Annotated in this window: 17 protein-coding genes; 7 read left to right on the plus strand and 10 right to left on the minus strand. The window is 65.0% G+C overall.

The genetic code is table 11. From position 1 onward, the window contains the following. Positions 1-60: 60 nt before the first annotated feature. From CO669_RS09775 to CO669_RS09790, 4 genes are all read right to left on the minus strand, one after another. Positions 61-1,791 (minus strand): FAD-dependent oxidoreductase, encoded by a 1,731-nt coding sequence (locus CO669_RS09775; protein WP_097659598.1) that lies wholly within the window; start codon positions 1,789-1,791, stop codon positions 61-63. A 58-nt stretch (positions 1,792-1,849) separates the two neighbouring features. Then, a complete protein-coding gene (locus tag CO669_RS09780; protein WP_097659599.1) occupies positions 1,850-2,869 on the minus strand; it encodes a S1C family serine protease in 1,020 nt (339 codons plus the stop codon). A 92-nt stretch (positions 2,870-2,961) separates the two neighbouring features. Continuing rightward, on the minus strand, positions 2,962-3,408 hold the full coding sequence (locus tag CO669_RS09785; protein ID WP_097659600.1) for a hypothetical protein: 447 nt from the start codon (positions 3,406-3,408) through the stop codon (positions 2,962-2,964). 7 nt (positions 3,409-3,415) lie between these two features. Further along, positions 3,416-5,014 carry a GMC family oxidoreductase gene (locus CO669_RS09790; protein ID WP_097659601.1) on the minus strand — a complete coding sequence of 533 codons (1,599 nt, stop codon included), beginning with the start codon at positions 5,012-5,014 and terminating at the stop codon, positions 3,416-3,418. 200 nt (positions 5,015-5,214) lie between these two features. On the opposite strand from CO669_RS09790, the gene CO669_RS09795 reads away from it, so the two are divergent. After that, on the plus strand, positions 5,215-6,003 hold the full coding sequence (locus CO669_RS09795; RefSeq protein ID WP_097659602.1) for a thermonuclease family protein: 789 nt from the start codon (positions 5,215-5,217) through the stop codon (positions 6,001-6,003). Positions 6,004-6,223: 220 nt separating this feature from the next. Here CO669_RS09795 and cyoD read toward each other — a convergent pair whose 3' ends face one another. Genes cyoD through CO669_RS09815 form a run of 4 tightly spaced genes read right to left on the minus strand, consistent with a single transcriptional unit; the run spans position 6,224 to position 10,071 of the window. Further along, on the minus strand, positions 6,224-6,610 hold the full coding sequence (gene cyoD / locus CO669_RS09800) for a cytochrome o ubiquinol oxidase subunit IV (protein WP_097659603.1): 387 nt from the start codon (positions 6,608-6,610) through the stop codon (positions 6,224-6,226). After that, on the minus strand, positions 6,607-7,248 hold the full coding sequence (locus CO669_RS09805) for a cytochrome (ubi)quinol oxidase subunit III (RefSeq protein WP_097659604.1): 642 nt from the start codon (positions 7,246-7,248) through the stop codon (positions 6,607-6,609). Before CO669_RS09805 ends, cyoD begins: the two co-directional genes overlap by 4 nt. Beyond that, positions 7,248-9,248: a cytochrome o ubiquinol oxidase subunit I gene (cyoB, locus tag CO669_RS09810; protein WP_097659772.1), complete on the minus strand. Its 2,001-nt coding sequence runs from the start codon at positions 9,246-9,248 to the stop codon at positions 7,248-7,250. Before cyoB ends, CO669_RS09805 begins: the two co-directional genes overlap by 1 nt. Further along, positions 9,238-10,071, minus strand: a complete 834-nt coding sequence (locus CO669_RS09815; RefSeq protein ID WP_097659605.1) for a cytochrome ubiquinol oxidase subunit II family protein — start codon at positions 10,069-10,071, stop codon at positions 9,238-9,240. The genes cyoB and CO669_RS09815 overlap by 11 nt, the downstream gene beginning before the upstream one ends. Before the next feature lie 232 nt (positions 10,072-10,303). Here CO669_RS09815 and CO669_RS09820 point away from each other — a divergent pair, with 232 nt between their 5' ends. The 3 genes from CO669_RS09820 to CO669_RS09830 are packed head-to-tail and all read left to right on the plus strand — an operon-like array spanning position 10,304 to position 12,486. Further along, positions 10,304-11,116, plus strand: a complete 813-nt coding sequence (locus tag CO669_RS09820) for an SDR family NAD(P)-dependent oxidoreductase (RefSeq protein WP_097659606.1) — start codon at positions 10,304-10,306, stop codon at positions 11,114-11,116. Between the two features lie 13 nt (positions 11,117-11,129). Further along, positions 11,130-11,684 carry a carboxymuconolactone decarboxylase family protein gene (locus CO669_RS09825; protein ID WP_097659607.1) on the plus strand — a complete coding sequence of 185 codons (555 nt, stop codon included), beginning with the start codon at positions 11,130-11,132 and terminating at the stop codon, positions 11,682-11,684. 1 nt (position 11,685) lies between these two features. Beyond that, on the plus strand, positions 11,686-12,486 hold the full coding sequence (locus tag CO669_RS09830; RefSeq protein ID WP_097659608.1) for an SDR family NAD(P)-dependent oxidoreductase: 801 nt from the start codon (positions 11,686-11,688) through the stop codon (positions 12,484-12,486). A 51-nt stretch (positions 12,487-12,537) separates the two neighbouring features. Here the strand turns inward: CO669_RS09830 and CO669_RS09835 are convergent, their stop codons facing one another. Further along, complete coding sequence (locus tag CO669_RS09835) at positions 12,538-13,869, minus strand: PQQ-dependent sugar dehydrogenase (RefSeq protein ID WP_097659609.1); 1,332 nt, start codon at positions 13,867-13,869, stop codon at positions 12,538-12,540. 160 nt (positions 13,870-14,029) lie between these two features. Here CO669_RS09835 and CO669_RS09840 point away from each other — a divergent pair, with 160 nt between their 5' ends. The 3 genes from CO669_RS09840 to CO669_RS09850 all read left to right on the plus strand — a co-directional run bounded on the left by CO669_RS09840 (position 14,030) and on the right by CO669_RS09850 (position 16,574). Further along, complete coding sequence (locus CO669_RS09840; RefSeq protein WP_198963947.1) at positions 14,030-15,220, plus strand: urate hydroxylase PuuD; 1,191 nt, start codon at positions 14,030-14,032, stop codon at positions 15,218-15,220. A gap of 143 nt (positions 15,221-15,363) precedes the next feature. Further along, entirely contained in the window at positions 15,364-16,221 is an 858-nt protein-coding gene (locus CO669_RS09845; protein ID WP_097659610.1) for a VOC family protein, read from the plus strand. A 77-nt stretch (positions 16,222-16,298) separates the two neighbouring features. After that, a complete protein-coding gene (locus CO669_RS09850; RefSeq protein WP_097659611.1) occupies positions 16,299-16,574 on the plus strand; it encodes a hypothetical protein in 276 nt (91 codons plus the stop codon). Here the strand turns inward: CO669_RS09850 and CO669_RS09855 are convergent. After that, positions 16,571-17,617 (minus strand): L,D-transpeptidase family protein, encoded by a 1,047-nt coding sequence (locus tag CO669_RS09855; protein ID WP_097659612.1) that lies wholly within the window; start codon positions 17,615-17,617, stop codon positions 16,571-16,573. The two genes, CO669_RS09850 and CO669_RS09855, sit on opposite strands and share 4 nt — an antisense overlap. Between the last annotated feature and the right edge of the window lie 116 nt (positions 17,618-17,733).

Here is a 17,733-nt window from a genome sequence, read left to right on the forward strand (position 1 = left end):
CGATAGGCCGCGGCGTACTGGATGTACCGCCTTCGCGGGGCATGACAGTGGTGGTGATGGCTAGACGGGAGTTCCTGCGACCACAGGCGTCGTCGCCGTCACGCCACCCTCCGCCAGATGCCGCCCCGCGATATACCCGAACGTCAGCGCCGGCCCGAGCGTGATACCGGGCCCCGGATAATTCCCGTTCATGATCGAGCCCATGTCGTTGCCGCAGGCATAGAGGCCGGCGACCGGCGTGCCGTCCGCGCGCAGCACGCGTCCTTGCGCATCGGCCTTCATGCCGATGGCGGTGCCGAGATCGGCTGGGTAGATGCGCATCGCGAAGAACGGGGCGCGGAGGATCGGCGCGACGCAGGGGTTGGGCTTGTGGCTGATATCGCCGAGATGCCGCTGATAGATGGTGCTGCCGCGGCCGAACTCGGGATCGCGCCCCTCCTTTGCGCCCTCGTTGTAGCTCGCGAGCGTCGCCGTCAGCGCGGACGGCTTGATACCGATCTTGGCCGCCAACTGCGCAATGTCAGCCGCCTCGACCAGTTCGCCGCTCATCACATGGCGCCGCACATTCCACGTGAACGGCTTGATGCGGCCGAGGCCGTAAGCCCACAGGAACGGACGGTCGCAGATCAGATAGAACGGCCGATCCGGCTCGCCCTGGCCATCGCGCAGCATGCCGAGCACGAACTCGTGGTACGACAGCGCCTCGTTGACGAAGCGCCGCCCGGCCGCGTTGACGGCGATCACACCGGGCTTGGCGCGGTCGGTCACCGTATGCGGGAAAACGCCACGGCTGCCATCGGCCCTGGGGAATAGCGAGGCCGGCACCCAATAGGCCGGGCAGGTCGCCTCGGTGTTGAGTGCGGCGCCGGCTGTGGCTCCAAGGCGAAGCCCATCGCCGGTGCATGCCGCATTCGTCGCAGAGACATGTCCGGCCGCAGGTGGGAAGAAACGCTTGCGCAGTGACATATCGTGCGAGAAACCGCCAGTCGCGAGCACCACACCGCGGCGCGCGGCGATCACGCGGTCACGGGCGCCGTGGCGGATCACCACGCCGGCGACGCGGTCGCCCTGCATCGACAAGTTCTCGACATCCGCGCTGAAGAGGATCTCGACCTGACGGGCCAGCAGCGAGGCATAGAGCCGCGCGGCGAGCGCATTGCCGAGATGCAGCGTCGTCCCGCGGGGGCTGCGCAGCCGTTGCAAAGCGTATGAGGACACCAGCCGCGCCGCGCGCAAGGTCGAGCGCAGAGATTTTCCGACGCGCCGCAAGTGCGGAATATCAAGACGATTGACCATCATCCCGCCGAACAGCGTGAACTCAGGCAACGGCGCGCGCAGCCGCGCAAACCCCTTGCCCAGCCGCGTGCCGTCGAACGCCACCGGCTCCAGCACCCGCCCGCCCGATGTCGCGCCCAATCGCTCAGGGTAATAGTCCGGATAGGCCTTTACCGGCTGGAGCCGCACCTCGGTGTTGGCCTCGAGCCAGGAGATCGCCTCCGGCCCGCGCGCGAGGAAGGCGGCGCGCAGACCCGCGTTGGCGGCCTCGGGCACCGTGCTCGAGAGATAGCGGACGGCATCCGTGACGCTGTCCGACAGCCCCGCCTCCTTCATCTTGGGATTGGCAGGGATCCAGACCATCCCGCCGGACCAGGCCGTGGTGCCTCCGACAAAGGCCGTCTTCTCGATCATCAGCACGCGCAAGCCTTCGGCGGCGGCGACCGCCGCGGCCGTCATGCCGCCGGCGCCGGCGCCGATGACAACGACGTCGTAGGTCTCGTGTGCCGGCATCATGCGGCAAGTATCCGTAGGCGAGGCATGACACCGTCATACCCCGCCCACGGGCTCGCAGCTAGCGGGCGGGCTTGCGTTCCATCGGATCGATGTCGATCGCCCGCAGCCGGCCGAGCCGCAGCACGTCCATGGACAGCCGCCGGCCGATGCGGTCGCGGTCGAGCACGCGGATCAGATCGTCGACGCCATTGATCTCGACGCCGTCCAGCCTGATCACGACGTCACCGGGCAGCAGACCAGCCTTGGCCGCCGGGCCATCGGGCTCGATCTGCATGAGCAGCGCGCCCATCTTGTTCTCGACGCCGGCCAGCACCGCATGCCGCCGCGGGACCGGCGCGGTCTGCCCGGCAACGCCGATATAGGCACGGCGGACATAGCCGTGACGGATGATCTCCGAGAGCACGAATTGCGCAGTGTTGCTGGCAACCGCAAAGCAGATGCCCTGCGCACCGTTGATGATGGCCGTGTTGATGCCGATCACCTCGGCATTCGACGACAGCAAGGGCCCGCCGGAATTGCCGGGATTGAGTGCGGCATCGGTCTGGATCACGTCCTCGATGGTGCGCCCGCTGACCGAGCGGATCGAGCGGCCGAGGGCCGAGACTACACCCGCGGTCACGGTCGATTCGAAGCCGAGCGGATTGCCGATCGCGATCACCAACTGGCCACGACGCAACGTCTTGGAATTGCCGAGCGCAGCATAAGGCAGATGCCGCACGCCGTTGGCGCGCAGCAGTGCAAGATCGGTGTCGGGATCGACGCCGAGCACCTGGGCCTCGCCGACATGGCCCTCGACATCGCGCAGCCGGATCTCCTTGGATGTGCCGACCACGTGGCTGTTGGTGAGGACGAGGCCATCAGGCGAGATCACGATGCCTGAACCGAGCCCGCCGCGCTCACGGCCGTTCGGCACCTTTGGACCCGTCTCGACACGCACGACCGCAGGACCGACGCGGTCGGTCACGTCGATCACGGCGTTGGAATAGGCGTCCAGCAGCGCCCGGTCGTCGACCGGGGCAGACGGGCCTGTTCGCGATGACGGCGCGTCATCGACGATATCCGAGGTAAAATCCAGCATGGCAAGAGTCCTTGAAGGCTCACACAGATGGTGGCCTGTCGCCTGGCGCGCAAGGTGCCTGCCGGATGCGCAGGGCTGAACTGCCCAGGTGGCTAGGGCGCCCGCCTCAGCGTGCCGCCCCTCGCCTTCACCGGATCGAGCAGCGACCAGTCGCCATCCGGGAGCACATGGCCCTTGGGGAACGGCGCGCGCAGCTCGAGCCCGAGCGAGCGCAGCACCCGGTCGTCCCGATAGTAGCATTGCAGGACGACCCGAACGAGCGTCGCGGCAGCCGCGCCGCCCACCTTACGGAACTCCTGTGCTACCGCCTCGCGCCTGTTGGCATCGAGCTCGGCGAACGGCCCTCCGGCAAGCCGCGCCAAATGATCCAGTGCCGCCGCCACCAATTTGGTGTCACGGCCGAGCGTTGCGAGCATGTCGGCCTGGATTGCGGGATCGTCGGCGCCCGGCACCTTGTACGCGTCGCTGGCAGGGACGATCATCGCGGCGATGGTGCGGAGGTCGTCGCGCTGGGTACGCGTGAGATTGTCTGCGGACATGACGGCCTCAGTCGAACAGATTGGCGAGGCGCTGCTTCATCTGGTCGGCGATGTAGAGCGCAAGGGCCTGGATGGTGGAGGTCGGGTTCACGCCACCCGAGGTGACGAAGATGCTGCCGTCGACGATGAAGAGGTTCTTCACGTCATGCGCGCGGCCCCATTCGTTGACGACGGACCGATTGGGATCGGTGCCCATCCGCGCGGTGCCGAGCAGGTGCCAGCCACCCCAGGGGATCGGCGAGTTGATGCAGATGTCGGTCGCGCCTGCCGTTTCCAGAACCTCCCGGCCGCGCGCCAGCGCGTGCTCCATCATCTTCCGGCTGTTCTCGCTGATGGTGTAGTCGATCTTCGGCGCGGGAATGCCGTGGCTGTCCTTCAGGACGGGATCGAGCGTGACTTGATTATGCTCCTCCGGCAAATCCTCGCAGATCGCGGAGAAGCCGAGCCGATGGCCGTTGAGCTTGCGGAAGACGCGATGATGATCCTCGCCCCACGGCAAGATACCCTTCTGCTCGCTGACGACGGCCTCGAACACCGGACCTGCGCCGCGCACGAACTGGACGCCATAGCCGCGGACGAAGCCGCGCGACAGGTCCGTGTCGTACCACTCCTTGCTCCACAGGCAGGTCGGCGGCGCGCGGTTGCTATCGGTCGGCTCCTCCACATAGCCGTAGATCTGCGCATAGGGGTGGAACATCAAGTTCTTGCCGACGAGGCCGGATGAATTGGCAAGGCCGTTCGGGAAGCGGTTGGATTTCGAGTTCAGCAGCAGGCGCGGCGTACCGACGCCGTTGCAGGCGATGATGACGACATGCGCGGGCTGAAACTGCTCGACGCCGTCCTTGTCGTAATAGACCACGCCCGAGGCCATGCCGTTCTCGTCGGTGGTGATCTCGCGCACCCGGCAATGCGTGCGCAGCTCGACGCCGGCGCGGATCGCGTGCGGCCAATAGGTGATGTCGGTGGAGGATTTCGCGCCTTGCGCGCAGGCCGGCGTGCAATGGCCGAGATTGATGCAGCGCGCCCGGCCCTCGTAGTCCATGGTCGCGACCGTCGTGTCCGACGGCCACCAGTGCCAGCCGAGCTTGTTCATGGCCTTGCCGACGATGGCGCCGGACAATCCCATCGGCTGCTGCGGCATCGGCGGATGCGTCAGCGGCGAGAGCGGATCGCCCGAGAGCCCCGACGTGCCCATTATGCGGTCGTTCTCCTCGAAGAACGGCGTCAGCGCGTCGTAGTCGATCGGCCAGTCGTCCGCGACGCCATCGAGCGTTTTGACCTTGAAATCGGAAGGATGCAGCCGCGGCCAGTGCGCGGTGTACATCACGGTCGAGCCACCGACGGCGTTGTAGTTGACGACCTTGATCGGCGAATTGTCGTCGTTGATCGGGTAGTCCTCGGGCCGGCCGCGGACGTTCGGGCTCGACGACCACTCGCCGTAGAACTTGGCCTCCCAGTCCCGGCCCGTGCTTGGATATTCCGCCGGGTTCATCCAGCCGCCCTGCTCCAGGCAGAGGATGTGCATCTTGGTCTCGGCCAGCGACCACGCCACCGCCGCGCCCGAAGCGCCGGCGCCGATGATCAGGACGTCCACGGGGTCTTTCATCGTAACTCTTCCTCCCGCCCTCGCCGCTTTCCGGGCGATTCGGCCTTTCGCATTCCACGAGGCCGCCAAACGATAGGATCAGAGCTGCGGCCGAGTAAAGCCGTGAGGCCGGAATGTCGCACTTCGCAGGGCGCAGACCATTGGTATCGACACATCCGGATGCTAGGAACAAGCGACCGAGCCATCGATAGCGAGACCTTATGTCCTTCCGAAATTTCTTTGCCGACGCCCGCGCCTTTGCGCTCGTTTTGCTTTTCGCCCTGTCTGGCATTGCGGGCACTTCGAGCCCGGCCTCCGCGCTGACCGCTGCCGCAACCGTCCGCGACGGCAACTCCATCCAGCTTGGCGACGTCACCTACCGGCTCGACGGTGTCGACGCGCCCGAGCTGGACCAGGTCTGCATCGACGATCACGCCGATCCCTGGACCTGCGGTATCGAGGCCCGCGACCAGCTGGCGAAGCTGATCAACAAGCGCTCGGTGCGCTGTGACGATGTCGGGCCGGAAAAGAGCTTCGGCAAGCGCCATCGCGCCATCTGCACGGCCGAGGGCGACAAGGCGACCTTGAACGAGCAGCTGGTCAAGCTCGGATTTGCCGTCGCGCGGGAGCCGATCAAGGCGAACGTCAAGCCGGCGGCGGGCGAAGCCAAGACGGCTTCGGCCGGACTCTGGAAGGGCTGCTTTGCTGCACCGCAAGACTTTCGCAGTGGCAAGAAGGACGGCGCCCTCCTCGGCGCTGCCTGCCGCCAGGACCGCGACAAGGAAATTCGAGCCGTGCTCTTCCCGGAGGAGCTGACGATGCCGCCGAGATGCAGCATCAAGGGCAAGCTTGCAGTGCGCGCCCGCGTCACCGGCAATATCGGCATCTATCATTTGCGGGGTTGCCCGAGCTACCCCGCCACCACCAAGCCGGACCGCTGGTTCTGCTCGGAGGACGATGCCCAGGCCGCCGGATTCCGGAAGGCCTATAATTGCCGCCGGCCGAAGTGAACTTGGTCGTTCACGCATCCGTGAGTGGTAGTTCGGGACCGTATTGATCCGGAATTGAACTTCGTCGGGAGTTGCTGCATTTCTATGCGTACGCAAGCGCTTGCGCATGCGTTTCCTTGGCAGCAATCCGGCCTCGGCCGATTGCCTTGCTTGGGCGTTTCCTCCCTAGACTTGGGCCGCTTGTCACCACAAGCGGCTCTTCTTTTTTGTGCCGGTTCAATCACTGCATCCGCATGATCTGGTCCATCGGCGGCATGTTGGCATTCAGATGCGCCATGATCCAGACCGTGCCGCCGACCACGAGAAAGACCACCAGAAGGCCGAAGGCCAGCGCCAGCACGTTGTTGGTGTTGTCCGGACCGGTGGTGATGTGCAGGAAGAACACCAGATGCACGCCCATCTGCGCGATCGCGAGCACAATCAGCGCGACGGGAATCGAGGGCTGCCAGACCAGATCGGTGCCGGCGATGAAGAACGACGTCGCCGTGAGCAGCAGCGCAAGCGCCAGCCCGACGACGTAGCCGAGGATACGGACCCCGACACTATGTTGCTCTTCGTCGCCCGGTGCGAGGTCATGTTCGGCATGCATATGCGTCTGGTCGCTCATACGCCACTCCCAAGCAGGTAGACGACGGAGAAGACCCCGACCCAGATGATGTCGAGCGCATGCCAGAACAGCGCAAAACACATCATCCGGCGCAAGACGTCGGCGCGAAAGCCCTTCGCGAACACCTGGGCCATCATGGTGAGGAGCCACAGCACGCCGGCGGTGACATGAAGTCCGTGGCAGCCGACCAGCGAGAAGAACGCGGTGAGGAACGCGCTACGCGACGGGCCGTAGCCGCGCGCGACGAGGTCGGCGAATTCGCGGAACTCGATAACGAGGAAGATCACGCCCAGCACGCAGGTCACGGCCATGCCGAGATAGAACCAGAAACGGTTGCGGACGTCGGCGGCAATGCTCGCCATGCCGCAGGTGAAGCTCGACAGCAGCAGGCAGACCGTCTCGATCGCGACATTCCCCTGCTCGAAAATCTCCGAGCCTTTCGGGCCGCCGGCGGTTTGGCCGGACAGCACCGCATAGGCGGCGAAGAAGCAGGAGAACATCACGATGTCGGAGAGCAGGAACACCCAGAAGCCGTAGGCGGTGACGATCCGCTTCGATGCAGGCCCGGGATGCTCGATCACGACGCCGATGTGATGAGGATCGGCACGCGCACGGCCGGCGGTTGCGGTCATCGACATCAGATCGCCCCCGCCATGCTGACGAGGCTGCGCCGCTCCTCGAGATTGACGCGGTCGATACGGGCGACCTCCTCGGCCGGGATGACGTATTCGTCATGGTCGCGCCAGGCGAACACGACGAAGGTCGCGAACGCGCCGAGGCCGCCGAGGATCACCATCCACCAGATATGCCAGATCAGCGCAAAGCCCATGATGGTGGCAAAGAACGCGCAGACGAACCCGGTCGGCGAGTTCCGGGGCATCTCGATGTCACGATACTCGGGCGCGTCGTGCTCGAGCGATTGCTGCCGGGCGCGGGCTTTCATGTCCCAATAGGCGTCCTCGCCGCGCACGTCGGGATTGAAGGCGAAATTGAACACCGGCGGCGGCGACGATGTCGCCCATTCCAGCGAGCGGCCGTCCCAGGGATCGCCTGTGCGGTCGCGCAGCGCCTCGCGATTGCGGATGCTGACCACGAGCTGCAGGATCTGGCAGATCACGCCGATCGTCAGCACGGCCATGCCGAATGCGGCCACGATCATCCAGGGCCGCCACGCCGCGACGTCGTAGTGCTGCATCCGCCTGGTCATGCCGAGCATTCCGGCGACATAGAGCGGGATGAAGGTGACGAAGAAGCCGAGGAAGGTGAACCAGAACGCAGCCTTGCCCCAGCGTTCGTCGAGGCGGAAACCGAACGCCTTCGGAAACCAGTATTCGAAGCCGGCGAAGGCGCCGAACAGCACGCCGCCGATGATGACGTTGTGGAAGTGCGCCACCAGGAACATGCTGTTGTGAAGCATGAAGTCGGCCGGCGGCACCGCGAGCAGCACGCCCGTCAGGCCGCCGATGATGAAGGTGACCATGAAGCCGACCGACCACAGCATCGGCGTCGCGAAGCGGATGCGGCCGCCATACATCGTGAACAGCCAATTGTAGATCTTCACCCCCGTCGGTATCGCGATGATCATGCTGGCGATGCCGAAGATGGCGTTGACGTCGGGCCCCGCCCCCATCGTGAAGAAATGATGCAGCCAGACCATGAAGGAGATGACGCAGATCGCCATGGTCGCGAGCACCATCGAGCGATAGCCGAACAGCGCCTTGCCGGAGAAGGTCGAGACCACCTCGGAGAAAATTCCGAAGGCCGGCAGCACGAGGATATAGACCTCCGGATGGCCCCAGGCCCAGATCAGGTTCATGAACATCATGACGTTGCCGCCGGCTTCGTTGGTGAAGAAATGGAAGCCGAGATAGCGGTCGAGCAGCAGCATCGCGAGCGTGGCGGTGAGAATCGGAAACGCCGCGACGATCAGCAGGTTCGAGGCCAGCGTGGTCCAGCAGAACATCGGCATGCGCAGATAGTTCATGCCCTTGGTGCGCAGCTTCAGCACGGTGGTGACGAGGTTGATGCCGGCGACCAGCGTGCCGACACCGGAGATCTGCAGCGACCAGGCGTAATAGTCGACGCCGACCCCCGGCGAATAGGAGAGCTCCGACAGCGGCGGAAAGGCGAGCCAGCCGGTGCGCGCGAACTCCCCGATCACGAGGGAGAGATTGACCAGCAATGCGCCGGTCGCCGTCAGCCAGAAGCCGACCGAATTGAGCGTCGGGAACGCGACGTCACGCACGCCGAGCTGGAGCGGCACCACGAGGTTCATCAGCCCGATCACGAACGGCATCGCCACGAAGAAGATCATGATGGTGCCGTGGGCCGAGAAGATCTGGTTGTAGTGCTCCGGCGGCAGGTAGCCCTGCGACTGGTAGGCGACCGCCTGCTGAATCCGCATCATGATGGCATCGCTGCCGCCGCGCAGCAGCATCACCGAGGCCAGCAGGATGTACATGACGCCGATGCGCTTGTGATCGACGCTGGTGATCCATTCGTGCCAGAGATAGGGCAGATGCCCCTTCACCACGACCCAGATCAACACACCGAGAATCGCGACCAGCACCACTGCGCCCGCGACGAGCGGGATCGGCTGGTCGAACGGGATTGCGGACCAATCGAGCTTACCGAGCATCGTGGCCTCCACTGTGGGGACGGCCGGCATCGGAGATCAGCTCCGGGCCTGGTCCCGGCGGAATGTGCTGGTTCGCGATCAGGTCGAACAGGCGCGGGTCTTCGAGGCGATAGGCCGGCCTGCCCTTCTCGATACCCTGCTGCATCAGCTTCTTGTAGCTGGCCTCGTCCAGCACTGCGTCCGTCTTTGCCGTGGCCGCCACCCAGTCCGGAAAGGCGAGCGGCGAGATCACGTTGACGTCGAACATCATGTCGGGAAAGCCGTCGCCGGAAAAATGCGCCGACAATCCCTTGAGCTTGCCCTCATTGTCGGCGCGCAGGTTCAGCTTCGTCACCATGCCGTTCATGGTGTAGATCATGCTGCCGAGCTGTGGGATGAAGAACGTGTTCATGACGCTCGACGACGTCAGCTGGAAGTTCAGCTCGGCGCCAGCCGGCACCGTCAGTGTGTTGACGGTGGCAATCCGCTGGTCGGGATAGATAAACAGCCATTTCCAGTCCAGCGACACCGCCTGGATGCGGACCGGACTGCCGGTCCCCGGCACGGGCGCTGCGGGATCGAGCTGGTGCGAGCCGATCCAGGCGACGCCGCCGAGCAGGATCACGGTGAGCGCCGGGATCGACCACACCACCATCTCGACGCGGCCGGAATAGACGAAGTCCGGCTGGTAGCGCGCCTTGCTATTCGAGGCGCGAAACCAGAACGCAAACGCCAGGATCGCGACAATGGTAGGCACCACGATCGCAAGCATGATGAAGACGGAGTCGATCAGGATGGTGCTGTTGGCCGCAGCCACGGGCCCTTGCGGATCGAGCAGATTCATCGGCAAGCCACTGGCGGTTGGGAAGCCCCGGGCGGGAGCCTAGCGCGGGACAGGCTCGGCAACAAACGCGATTGCGCGAGGTCGGTTCCAGGACGCGCGCCCCTGTGGTCGCCAATCTCGTGCAGCGGCATGCAATTCCACGCGATGTCAATGACATGAGCGCGGGCCATCCGGTCTTCTCACCTCCGCGCGTCGTTGCTAGTTTGCGGACAAAATATCGGGATGAAACGAGATGCAGGGCCCTGAGGACGATGCCGGTCTTGCCGGCAGGGTTGCGCTGATCAGTGGCGGCGGCGCCGCGGGCGACGGCATCGGCAACGGCCGCGCTGCAGCAATCCTGCTGGCCCGCGCCGGCGCAAAAGTGCTCGTTGCCGATCGCGACCTCAAGCTCGCCGAACGCACCGTGGAGATGATCGCCGCCGAAGGCGGCACGGCGGCGGCGCATGGTGGCGATGTCACCGGCGAGGGCGATTGCAAGGCGCTGGTCGAAGCTGCACTCGACCGCTGGGGCCGGCTCGATTTCCTCGACAACAATGTCGGCATCGGCAGCCGCGGCAGCGTGGTGGACGAGGCGCCCGAGCAATACCGCCGCGTCATGCAGGTCAATGTCGAGACCATGTTCCTGCTGTCCAAGCATGCGATCCCCGCCATGATCGGGACCGCCGGGGGCGGCGCGATCGTCAACATCTCCTCGATCTCGGCGCTGCGGCCGCGCGGGCTCACGACCTACTCGACGTCGAAGGCTGCCATCATCGGCCTGACGCGCGCCATGGCGGTCGACCACGGCCGCGACAACATCCGCGTCAACTGCATCTGTCCCGGCCCCATGTACACGCCGATGGTCTATGCCCGCGGCATGAGCGAGCAGGCGCGCGCCAACCGCGCCAAAGCCTCCCTGCTCAAGACCGAAGGCACCGGCTGGGACGTCGGCCACGCCGTCAAATTCCTGCTCAGCAATTTTGCGCGCTACATCACCGGCCAGGTGCTGGTGGTCGACGGCGGCGTGACGCTGCAAGCCCCCGAACGCGAGTCACAGGAACACTAGAGGAAACATGCAAATGGCCCGCCTGCCCTATCTCGAGGCCGACCAGGTCGCGCCCGAATATCGCGACATGCTCAAGCGCAACACCAATCTGCACAAGCTGCTGGTCAACTCGCCGGAGATGGCGCGCGCGTTCAACGGCATCGGCGGCTATATCCGCTTCAAGAGCAAGCTCGATCCGCGCCTGCGGGAGCTCGCAATCCTCCAGGTCGGCTGGATGGAGAAGTCGGAATACGAGTTCACCCACCATGTGAAGATCGGCAAGGAGTTTTGCGTCACCGACGAGGACATCGCCGGCCTGATGGCGGAGACCGAAGGAGGGCCCTCGAAGCTCGAGCCGCTGGCGAGAGCAATCCTGAAAGGCGCCCGCGAGATGGTGCGCGAGCTCGCCATGTCCGATGCGACCTTCGCCGAAATCAAAGCGCATCTCTCCGACGAGCAGATGGTCGATCTCGTTCTCACCATCGCCTTCTATTGCGGCGTGATCCGCGTGCTCGCAACCATGAAGATCGATAACGAGCCCTATTACAAAGAGGTACTCCAGCAGTACCCGATCCCGGGAGTGAACTGAGATGCGCTTGAAGGACAAGGTTGCGATCGTGGTCGGCGCCGGACAGAGCCCCGGCGAAGGCATGGGCAACGGCCGCGCCACCGCGCTGACCTTCGCGCGCGAGGGCGCCAAGGTCCTGTGCGTCGACCATCATCTGGAATCGGCGCAGGAGACGGTCGCGATGATCGCCGCGAAACAAGGCACTGCCGCGGCCTTCAAGGCTGACGTGACCAAGGCTGCCGACATCAAGGCGATGGTCAAGGACGCCCAGACCCGCTGGGGCCGGATCGACGTGCTTCATAATAATGTCGGCGTCAGCCTGTCCGGCGGCGATGCCGAGCTCCTTGAGATCACCGAAGAAGCGTTCGACCGCGTCGTCGCCATCAACCTCAAGAGCTGCGTTCTCGCCGCGAAAGAAGTGATCCCGATCATGCGCGCGCAAGCCAGCGGCGCCATCATCAACATCTCCTCGATGGCCGCGATCACGACCTATCCTTACGTCGCCTACAAGGCGACGAAGTCGGCGATGATCGCCTTCACCGAACAGCTCGCCTACCAGAATGCCGAGTACGGCATCCGCGCCAATGTCATCCTGCCCGGGCTGATGAACACGCCGATGGCCGTCGACACCCGCGCCCGCGAGTGGCACAAGACCCGCGCCGAAGTCGAAGCCGAGCGCGACAGCAAGGTGCCGCTGCGCAAGAAGATGGGAACGGGCTGGGACGTCGCCAACGCCGCGCTGTTTTTGGCGTCGGACGAGGCGAACTTCATCACCGGCGTGACGCTGCCGGTCGATGGCGGAGCCAGTGTGCGGCGGGGATAGAAGCGAGCGTAGTGTCGTTCCCTTCTCCCAGAAGAGGAGAGGGTTACACCGTCATCGCGGCGCGCTTGTCACCCGCCAGATCGTGCCGTTGCCGTCCTCCGACACCAGCAGCGATCCGTCCTTCGCCACCGCGACGCCGACCGGCCTGCCCCACACCTCGCTGTCGCTCACCACGAATCCCGTGACGAAATCCTCGTACTCCCCGGTCGGCCTGCCGTCCTTCATCCGGATGCGGATCACCTTGTAGCCGGTGCGCTTGGAGCGGTTCCAGGAGCCGTGCTCGGCGGCGAAGGCATCGCCCTGGTACTCGGCCGGAAACTGCGCGCCCTGGTAAAACGTCATGCCGAGCGAGGCCGAATGCGGCTGGATCAGCACGTCGGGCGCCGTCACCTTGTCCTTGAGATCAGGCCGCGCGCCGGCGTGGCGCGGGTCTTCGTTGTTGCCGATGTAGAACCACGGCCAGCCGTAGAACGCGCCTTCCTTCACGCTGGTGACGTAGTCGGGCACGAGATCGTCGCCGAGACCATCGCGCTCGTTGGTCGAGCACCAGGGCAGACCGGTCTGGGGCTGGATCGCAAGACCGACGCAGTTGCGGATGCCGGTGGCGTAGATATTCCGCTCCTTGCCGTCGGGCGTGAAAGCCAGCACCGCCGCGCGCTCGGTCTCGCTGGCCCAGGCCGCGCCGAGCGGCTGCGCTTTCGACCACGCCTCCAACCCGCCCGGCGGCGTGCCCAGGCCTTCCGCGACATTGCTGAGCGAGCCGACCGAGACCAGCATGCGCTTGTTGTCCGGTGTGAAGACGAGGTCGCGGGTGGAATGCCCGCCGTCATGCGGCAGGCTCGCCACGATCGTCTCCGCCTTGCCGCGCGCCTTGACGTCTCCGGTCTGATAAGGGAAGCGGACGACGCTGTCGGTATTGGCGACATAGACCCATTGCGGATTGTCGCCGTTCGGAAAGAAGGCGATGCCGAAAGGCTGGCGCAAACCGCTGGCAAAGACCTCGTTGGTCGCAACCCTGCCGCCCTCGCCGGCGCGCAGCACGCGGATGGTGCCGGCCCGCGTCTCCGCGACGAACACATCGCCGTTCGGCGCCACCCGCACGATGCGCGGCGCGCGCAGGCCTTCGGCGAACAGCTCGATCTTGAAGCCCGCCGGTACCCGGAGCACAGCCTCCGGCGGGCGCGGCACCACGCGCGACGAACTTGCGACGGAACGCGTGGCGCCGGGCCTGACCAGATCCTGCGGCCGGATCAGCCTGACCGTGCCGGGCTTGTCGGCCTGCCAATCACCATAGGCGTCCTTGCCCTGCAACACCGGCTCGGCCTGGGCGGTCGCCGCGGTCAGCCCCACAGCCAGCACCACGATCGAAATTCTGCTCTTCACCTCGTCGTCCTCCCGACCCTCTATGCCCGCGAGCCCTGCCCGCCGATATCCGCACGATGTGCATCCATCACGACCATCGTACTGGAAAATGCGGCCGATCGATGCGACAGATTACATGGGCGCGGCCGCAAGTCGCGGCATCGCGATCGTCGGGAAGATCATGTGGGGATCCATCATATCGGAATGGGCGAGCCTGCTGCTGCGCTGGCTGCACGTGGTGGCGGCGATCGCCTGGATCGGCAGTTCCTTCTACTTCATCGCCCTCGACCTCAGCCTGAAACCGAGGGCCGACCTGCCCGATGGCGTTCAGGGCGAAGCCTGGCAGGTCCATGGCGGCGGCTTCTACCGGATCATGAAATACCTGGTCGCGCCCAGCCAGATGCCGGATGAGCTGACCTGGTTCAAATGGGAGGCCTATACCACCTGGCTGTCCGGCTTCGCGCTGATGGTGGTGGTGTATTATCTCGAGGCCGATCTGTTCCTGGTCGACAAGTCGGTCCTCGACCTCACGCCGTTCCAGGCCGGCCTGTTCAGCCTCGCCAGCCTCGCGCTGGCCTGGCTGCTCTATGAGGCCGCCTGCCGCACCGGGCTTGCGCAGCGCGAGCTGCCCTTCGCCGTCGGCGGCTATCTGTTCCTGATCGCACTGACCTATGCCTTCACCCATGTGCTGAGCGGCCGCGGCGCCTTCAACCAGATCGCCGCGATCATCGGCACCATCATGGTCGCCAATGTCTTCACCCTGATCATCCCGAACCAGAAGAAGATCGTGGCGGCGCTGATCGCGGGGCAAGCGCCCGATCCGAAGCTCGGCAAGGCCAGCAAGGAACGCTCGGTCCACAACAACTATCTGACGCTCCCCGTGGTCGTGCTGATGATCAGCAACCACTATCCCCTGCTCTACGCGACAAAATTCAACTGGATCATCGTTGCGATCATTCTGGCGCTCGGTCCCGTGATCCGCCACTTCTTCAACGAGCGGCACGCGGGGCGCAAATCGCCATGGTGGGCATGGGGCGTTGCCACGGCGGGCGTCGTCACAATCCTCTTCCTCTCCGCGGCCGGCCCGCGCGCGGTGAAAACGAGCGCGCTGTCTGCACCGGTCACGCTCGCCAACGTCGAGGAGATCGTGATGTCCCGCTGCAGCATGTGCCACGCGGCCGAGCCGGTTTGGGCCGGGATCGTCACCGCACCGAAAGGCATTCTGCTCGACGCCCCCGAGCACATCCACCGCAACATCCGCCTGATCGGCCGCGTCGCGGCCTGGTCCAGCGCCATGCCGCCGGGCAACGTCACCGAGATGACCGGCGAAGAGCGCGCCGTGCTCGCCACCTATCTCGAGCAGGCTCATTGATGCCAGCGCGCCGGCTGATCATTTCGCGGAATGAAATTCCGCGTCTCGCGCCGAATTGAAAATGACTTGAGCGCCTATCCGGCGTAGACAGGACCGGAAGCCGCCGCCGCGGCTCGAAAGCAGTTGGCAATCGGGGAAGAACAGTGGCCCTCAAAAACGTCATCGGTATCGACCACGCCGTGGTCATGGTGAAAGATCTCGACAAGGCCGCCGAGAACTACCGGCAACTCGGCTTCACCGTCTCCCCGCGCGGCACGCACAGCGCGCATATGGGCACCGGCAACTACACCATCATGTTCGACCCCGACTATATGGAGCTGCTCGGCGTGCTCGCCGCAACCGAGCACAACGCGCCGGCCCGCACCTTCCTCGACAAGCGCGGCGAAGGCATTGAGCGCATCGCGTTCACCGCCGTCGATTCCGCCGCCGGTGCCGAGGAAATCCGCGCGCGCGGCCTGACGCCGATCGGGCCGACCGATTTCGAACGGCCGGTGACGCTGCCAAACGGCACGGTCTCCGCCGCCAAATTCCGCACCTTCATGTGGCCGACCGCCGAAGCGCCCGGCGGCGTCCGCATCTTCGCCTGCCAGCACAAGACGCGCGAGACCGTGTGGATTCCCGAACTGATGAAGCATGCCAACGCGGCGAAGCGGATCAAGCAGACGCTGATCGCGACGCCCGAACCGGCGCAGGAGGCCGCGCATCTCGGCCGGCTGATCGACCGCGAGCCGAAGGTGGAGTCCGACGGCGCCGTGACCGTGCCCTCGGGCGGCGATCGCGCCGACTTCGTCTATTTGACACTGGAGCAACTTGGAAAGCGCTACCCCGGCGTGCCGCTCGCCGGCCTCTCCGAGCGCGGCGGCGCCGCGCTGGTGCTCGTCAGCGGCGATCTCGCGGCGACGGAGAAGGCGCTGGGGTCGGCCGCCGTGCGCAGCGGGTCCGCGGTCTGCGTGCCGCCGGCCAAGGCCAACGGCACCCTGCTCGCCTTCGTGACCGGCTGATTTGAACTAATTCTTTAACGCGTGTTTACCCGGCTGCTCTAGGATTCCCCGCGATCCAAGCCACCGGGGCCAAACGCATGTTCAAAGAGGGATCGCCGATCGCCTATGACGCGCCGGCCGAACTGAAGAAGTGGCCGTCGCTGAAGGGCGAGCGGCAGAAGGACCGAGGTCCGCCCTATCTCGTCTACAACGGCACGCTCGCCGACTGCGTCCGCGAACTCATGGGCAAGCCGATCAAGGGCATCTCGCTCTACGACATCATGACGACGCCGCAAGCCGCCTTCGATCAGACCGTGCTGTCGCCCGGCGATGCCGCCGAGATCGCGATGCGCAAGGACTTCCCCAAGGACTAGTTCGAGGACGCGTGCGCCGCGCGCTTGCCGGCCGCTGTGCCTCGCTGCTTCGAGGAAGACTCCATCGGCGCATCCAGGAACACCACGGGCGTGCCGCGCTTGACGTTCTCGCCGAGCACGCGCGCATCCCAATTGGTGAGCCTGACGCAGCCGTGCGATGCGGACTTGCTGACCCGGTCGGGTTCGGCCGTGCCGTGGATGCCATAGCCCTGCGCCGACAGCCCGATCCAGTACGATCCGACCGGATTGTTGGGCCCCGGTTTGATCTCGAACGGCTTCCTGGATTTCACGCTCTTGAATTTGTACTCGGGATTGTAGTGGTAGGTCGGCTGTTCATCGGTGCCGGTGACCTTCAACGCCCCCGTCGGCGTCGGGCGATCAGGACTGCCGATTGACGCCGGATAGAATGCGACCAGACGACCGGAGCCCTCGTAGGCCTTCAGCGTCGCGTGAATCTTGTCGATCTCGATACGAGAGATGCGCGGAAGCTCCCGCCGCGCCAAGACGTTGGCGACGACAATCGTCTCGCCGCTCTTGTCGAACGATTTCCCCGAATTGAGCATTCTCAACAGCTCTTCGCTCATGTGAAATTTTTCCGAAAGCCCTTCGAGCGGGCTCGTGAAGCTCAGCGCCTCCAGCGTCTTCATGTCGTCGAGCTTGGCCGGCAGCTTCTTGAGGAAAGGCCCCTTCACGTCTGCGTCGGTGATCTTGTAATCGACGAGGACCGGACCTTCGCTGGCTGCATTCAGCTTGTCCCAGAGTTCCGGAGCAATGGCCTTGTCGAAGCTCAGCCCATTCTGCTCCGCAAACGCCTTCAGCGCCTTCTGCGCGTTTTCGCCGAGCTTGCCGTCGATCTGGCCGGGTGAGAATTGCGCGCGGTCGAGCAGGATCTGAAGCTTGATTGCGGGCGCGCTGACCTTGTCAGCAGCCGGCAACCTTTCGGGTCGCGCAGCATCGTTCACGGCTTTTGCATCGAGACTGTGCGCAAGCGCCGGACATACGAGCCACAGCGACATCACCGCGCCAAGCATCCATCGTGTCATGACCGCTCATCCCGCTCGCGAAAGGCCCGCAAAATCGCGGGAAGTTTCCCTTTGGGAACACCGTAGTAACACCGTAGACACCCGCGAGATCGCAGCTTTGCCGCAATCGGACGGTT

Origin of the sequence: Bradyrhizobium sp. Y36 (assembly GCF_002531575.1) — a bacterium.
GTDB lineage: Bacteria > Pseudomonadota > Alphaproteobacteria > Rhizobiales > Xanthobacteraceae > Bradyrhizobium.

What these genes read in the sequence shown, in the direction of transcription:
- CO669_RS09840 (WP_198963947.1), top strand. Translation starts at nt 14,030, where the DNA reads ATGTGGGGATCCATCATATCGGAATGGGCGAGCCTGCTGCTGCGCTGG.
- CO669_RS09820 (WP_097659606.1), top strand. Translation starts at nt 10,304, where the DNA reads ATGCAGGGCCCTGAGGACGATGCCGGTCTTGCCGGCAGGGTTGCGCTG.
- CO669_RS09850 (WP_097659611.1), top strand. Translation starts at nt 16,299, where the DNA reads ATGTTCAAAGAGGGATCGCCGATCGCCTATGACGCGCCGGCCGAACTG.
- CO669_RS09785 (WP_097659600.1), bottom strand. Translation starts at nt 3,408, where the DNA reads ATGTCCGCAGACAATCTCACGCGTACCCAGCGCGACGACCTCCGCACC.
- CO669_RS09815 (WP_097659605.1), bottom strand. Translation starts at nt 10,071, where the DNA reads ATGAATCTGCTCGATCCGCAAGGGCCCGTGGCTGCGGCCAACAGCACC.
- CO669_RS09825 (WP_097659607.1), top strand. Translation starts at nt 11,130, where the DNA reads ATGGCCCGCCTGCCCTATCTCGAGGCCGACCAGGTCGCGCCCGAATAT.
- CO669_RS09830 (WP_097659608.1), top strand. Translation starts at nt 11,686, where the DNA reads ATGCGCTTGAAGGACAAGGTTGCGATCGTGGTCGGCGCCGGACAGAGC.
- CO669_RS09805 (WP_097659604.1), bottom strand. Translation starts at nt 7,248, where the DNA reads ATGTCGATGACCGCAACCGCCGGCCGTGCGCGTGCCGATCCTCATCAC.
- CO669_RS09780 (WP_097659599.1), bottom strand. Translation starts at nt 2,869, where the DNA reads ATGCTGGATTTTACCTCGGATATCGTCGATGACGCGCCGTCATCGCGA.
- cyoB (WP_097659772.1), bottom strand. Translation starts at nt 9,248, where the DNA reads ATGCTCGGTAAGCTCGATTGGTCCGCAATCCCGTTCGACCAGCCGATC.
- CO669_RS09795 (WP_097659602.1), top strand. Translation starts at nt 5,215, where the DNA reads ATGTCCTTCCGAAATTTCTTTGCCGACGCCCGCGCCTTTGCGCTCGTT.
- CO669_RS09855 (WP_097659612.1), bottom strand. Translation starts at nt 17,617, where the DNA reads ATGACACGATGGATGCTTGGCGCGGTGATGTCGCTGTGGCTCGTATGT.
- CO669_RS09775 (WP_097659598.1), bottom strand. Translation starts at nt 1,791, where the DNA reads ATGATGCCGGCACACGAGACCTACGACGTCGTTGTCATCGGCGCCGGC.
- cyoD (WP_097659603.1), bottom strand. Translation starts at nt 6,610, where the DNA reads ATGAGCGACCAGACGCATATGCATGCCGAACATGACCTCGCACCGGGC.
- CO669_RS09790 (WP_097659601.1), bottom strand. Translation starts at nt 5,014, where the DNA reads ATGAAAGACCCCGTGGACGTCCTGATCATCGGCGCCGGCGCTTCGGGC.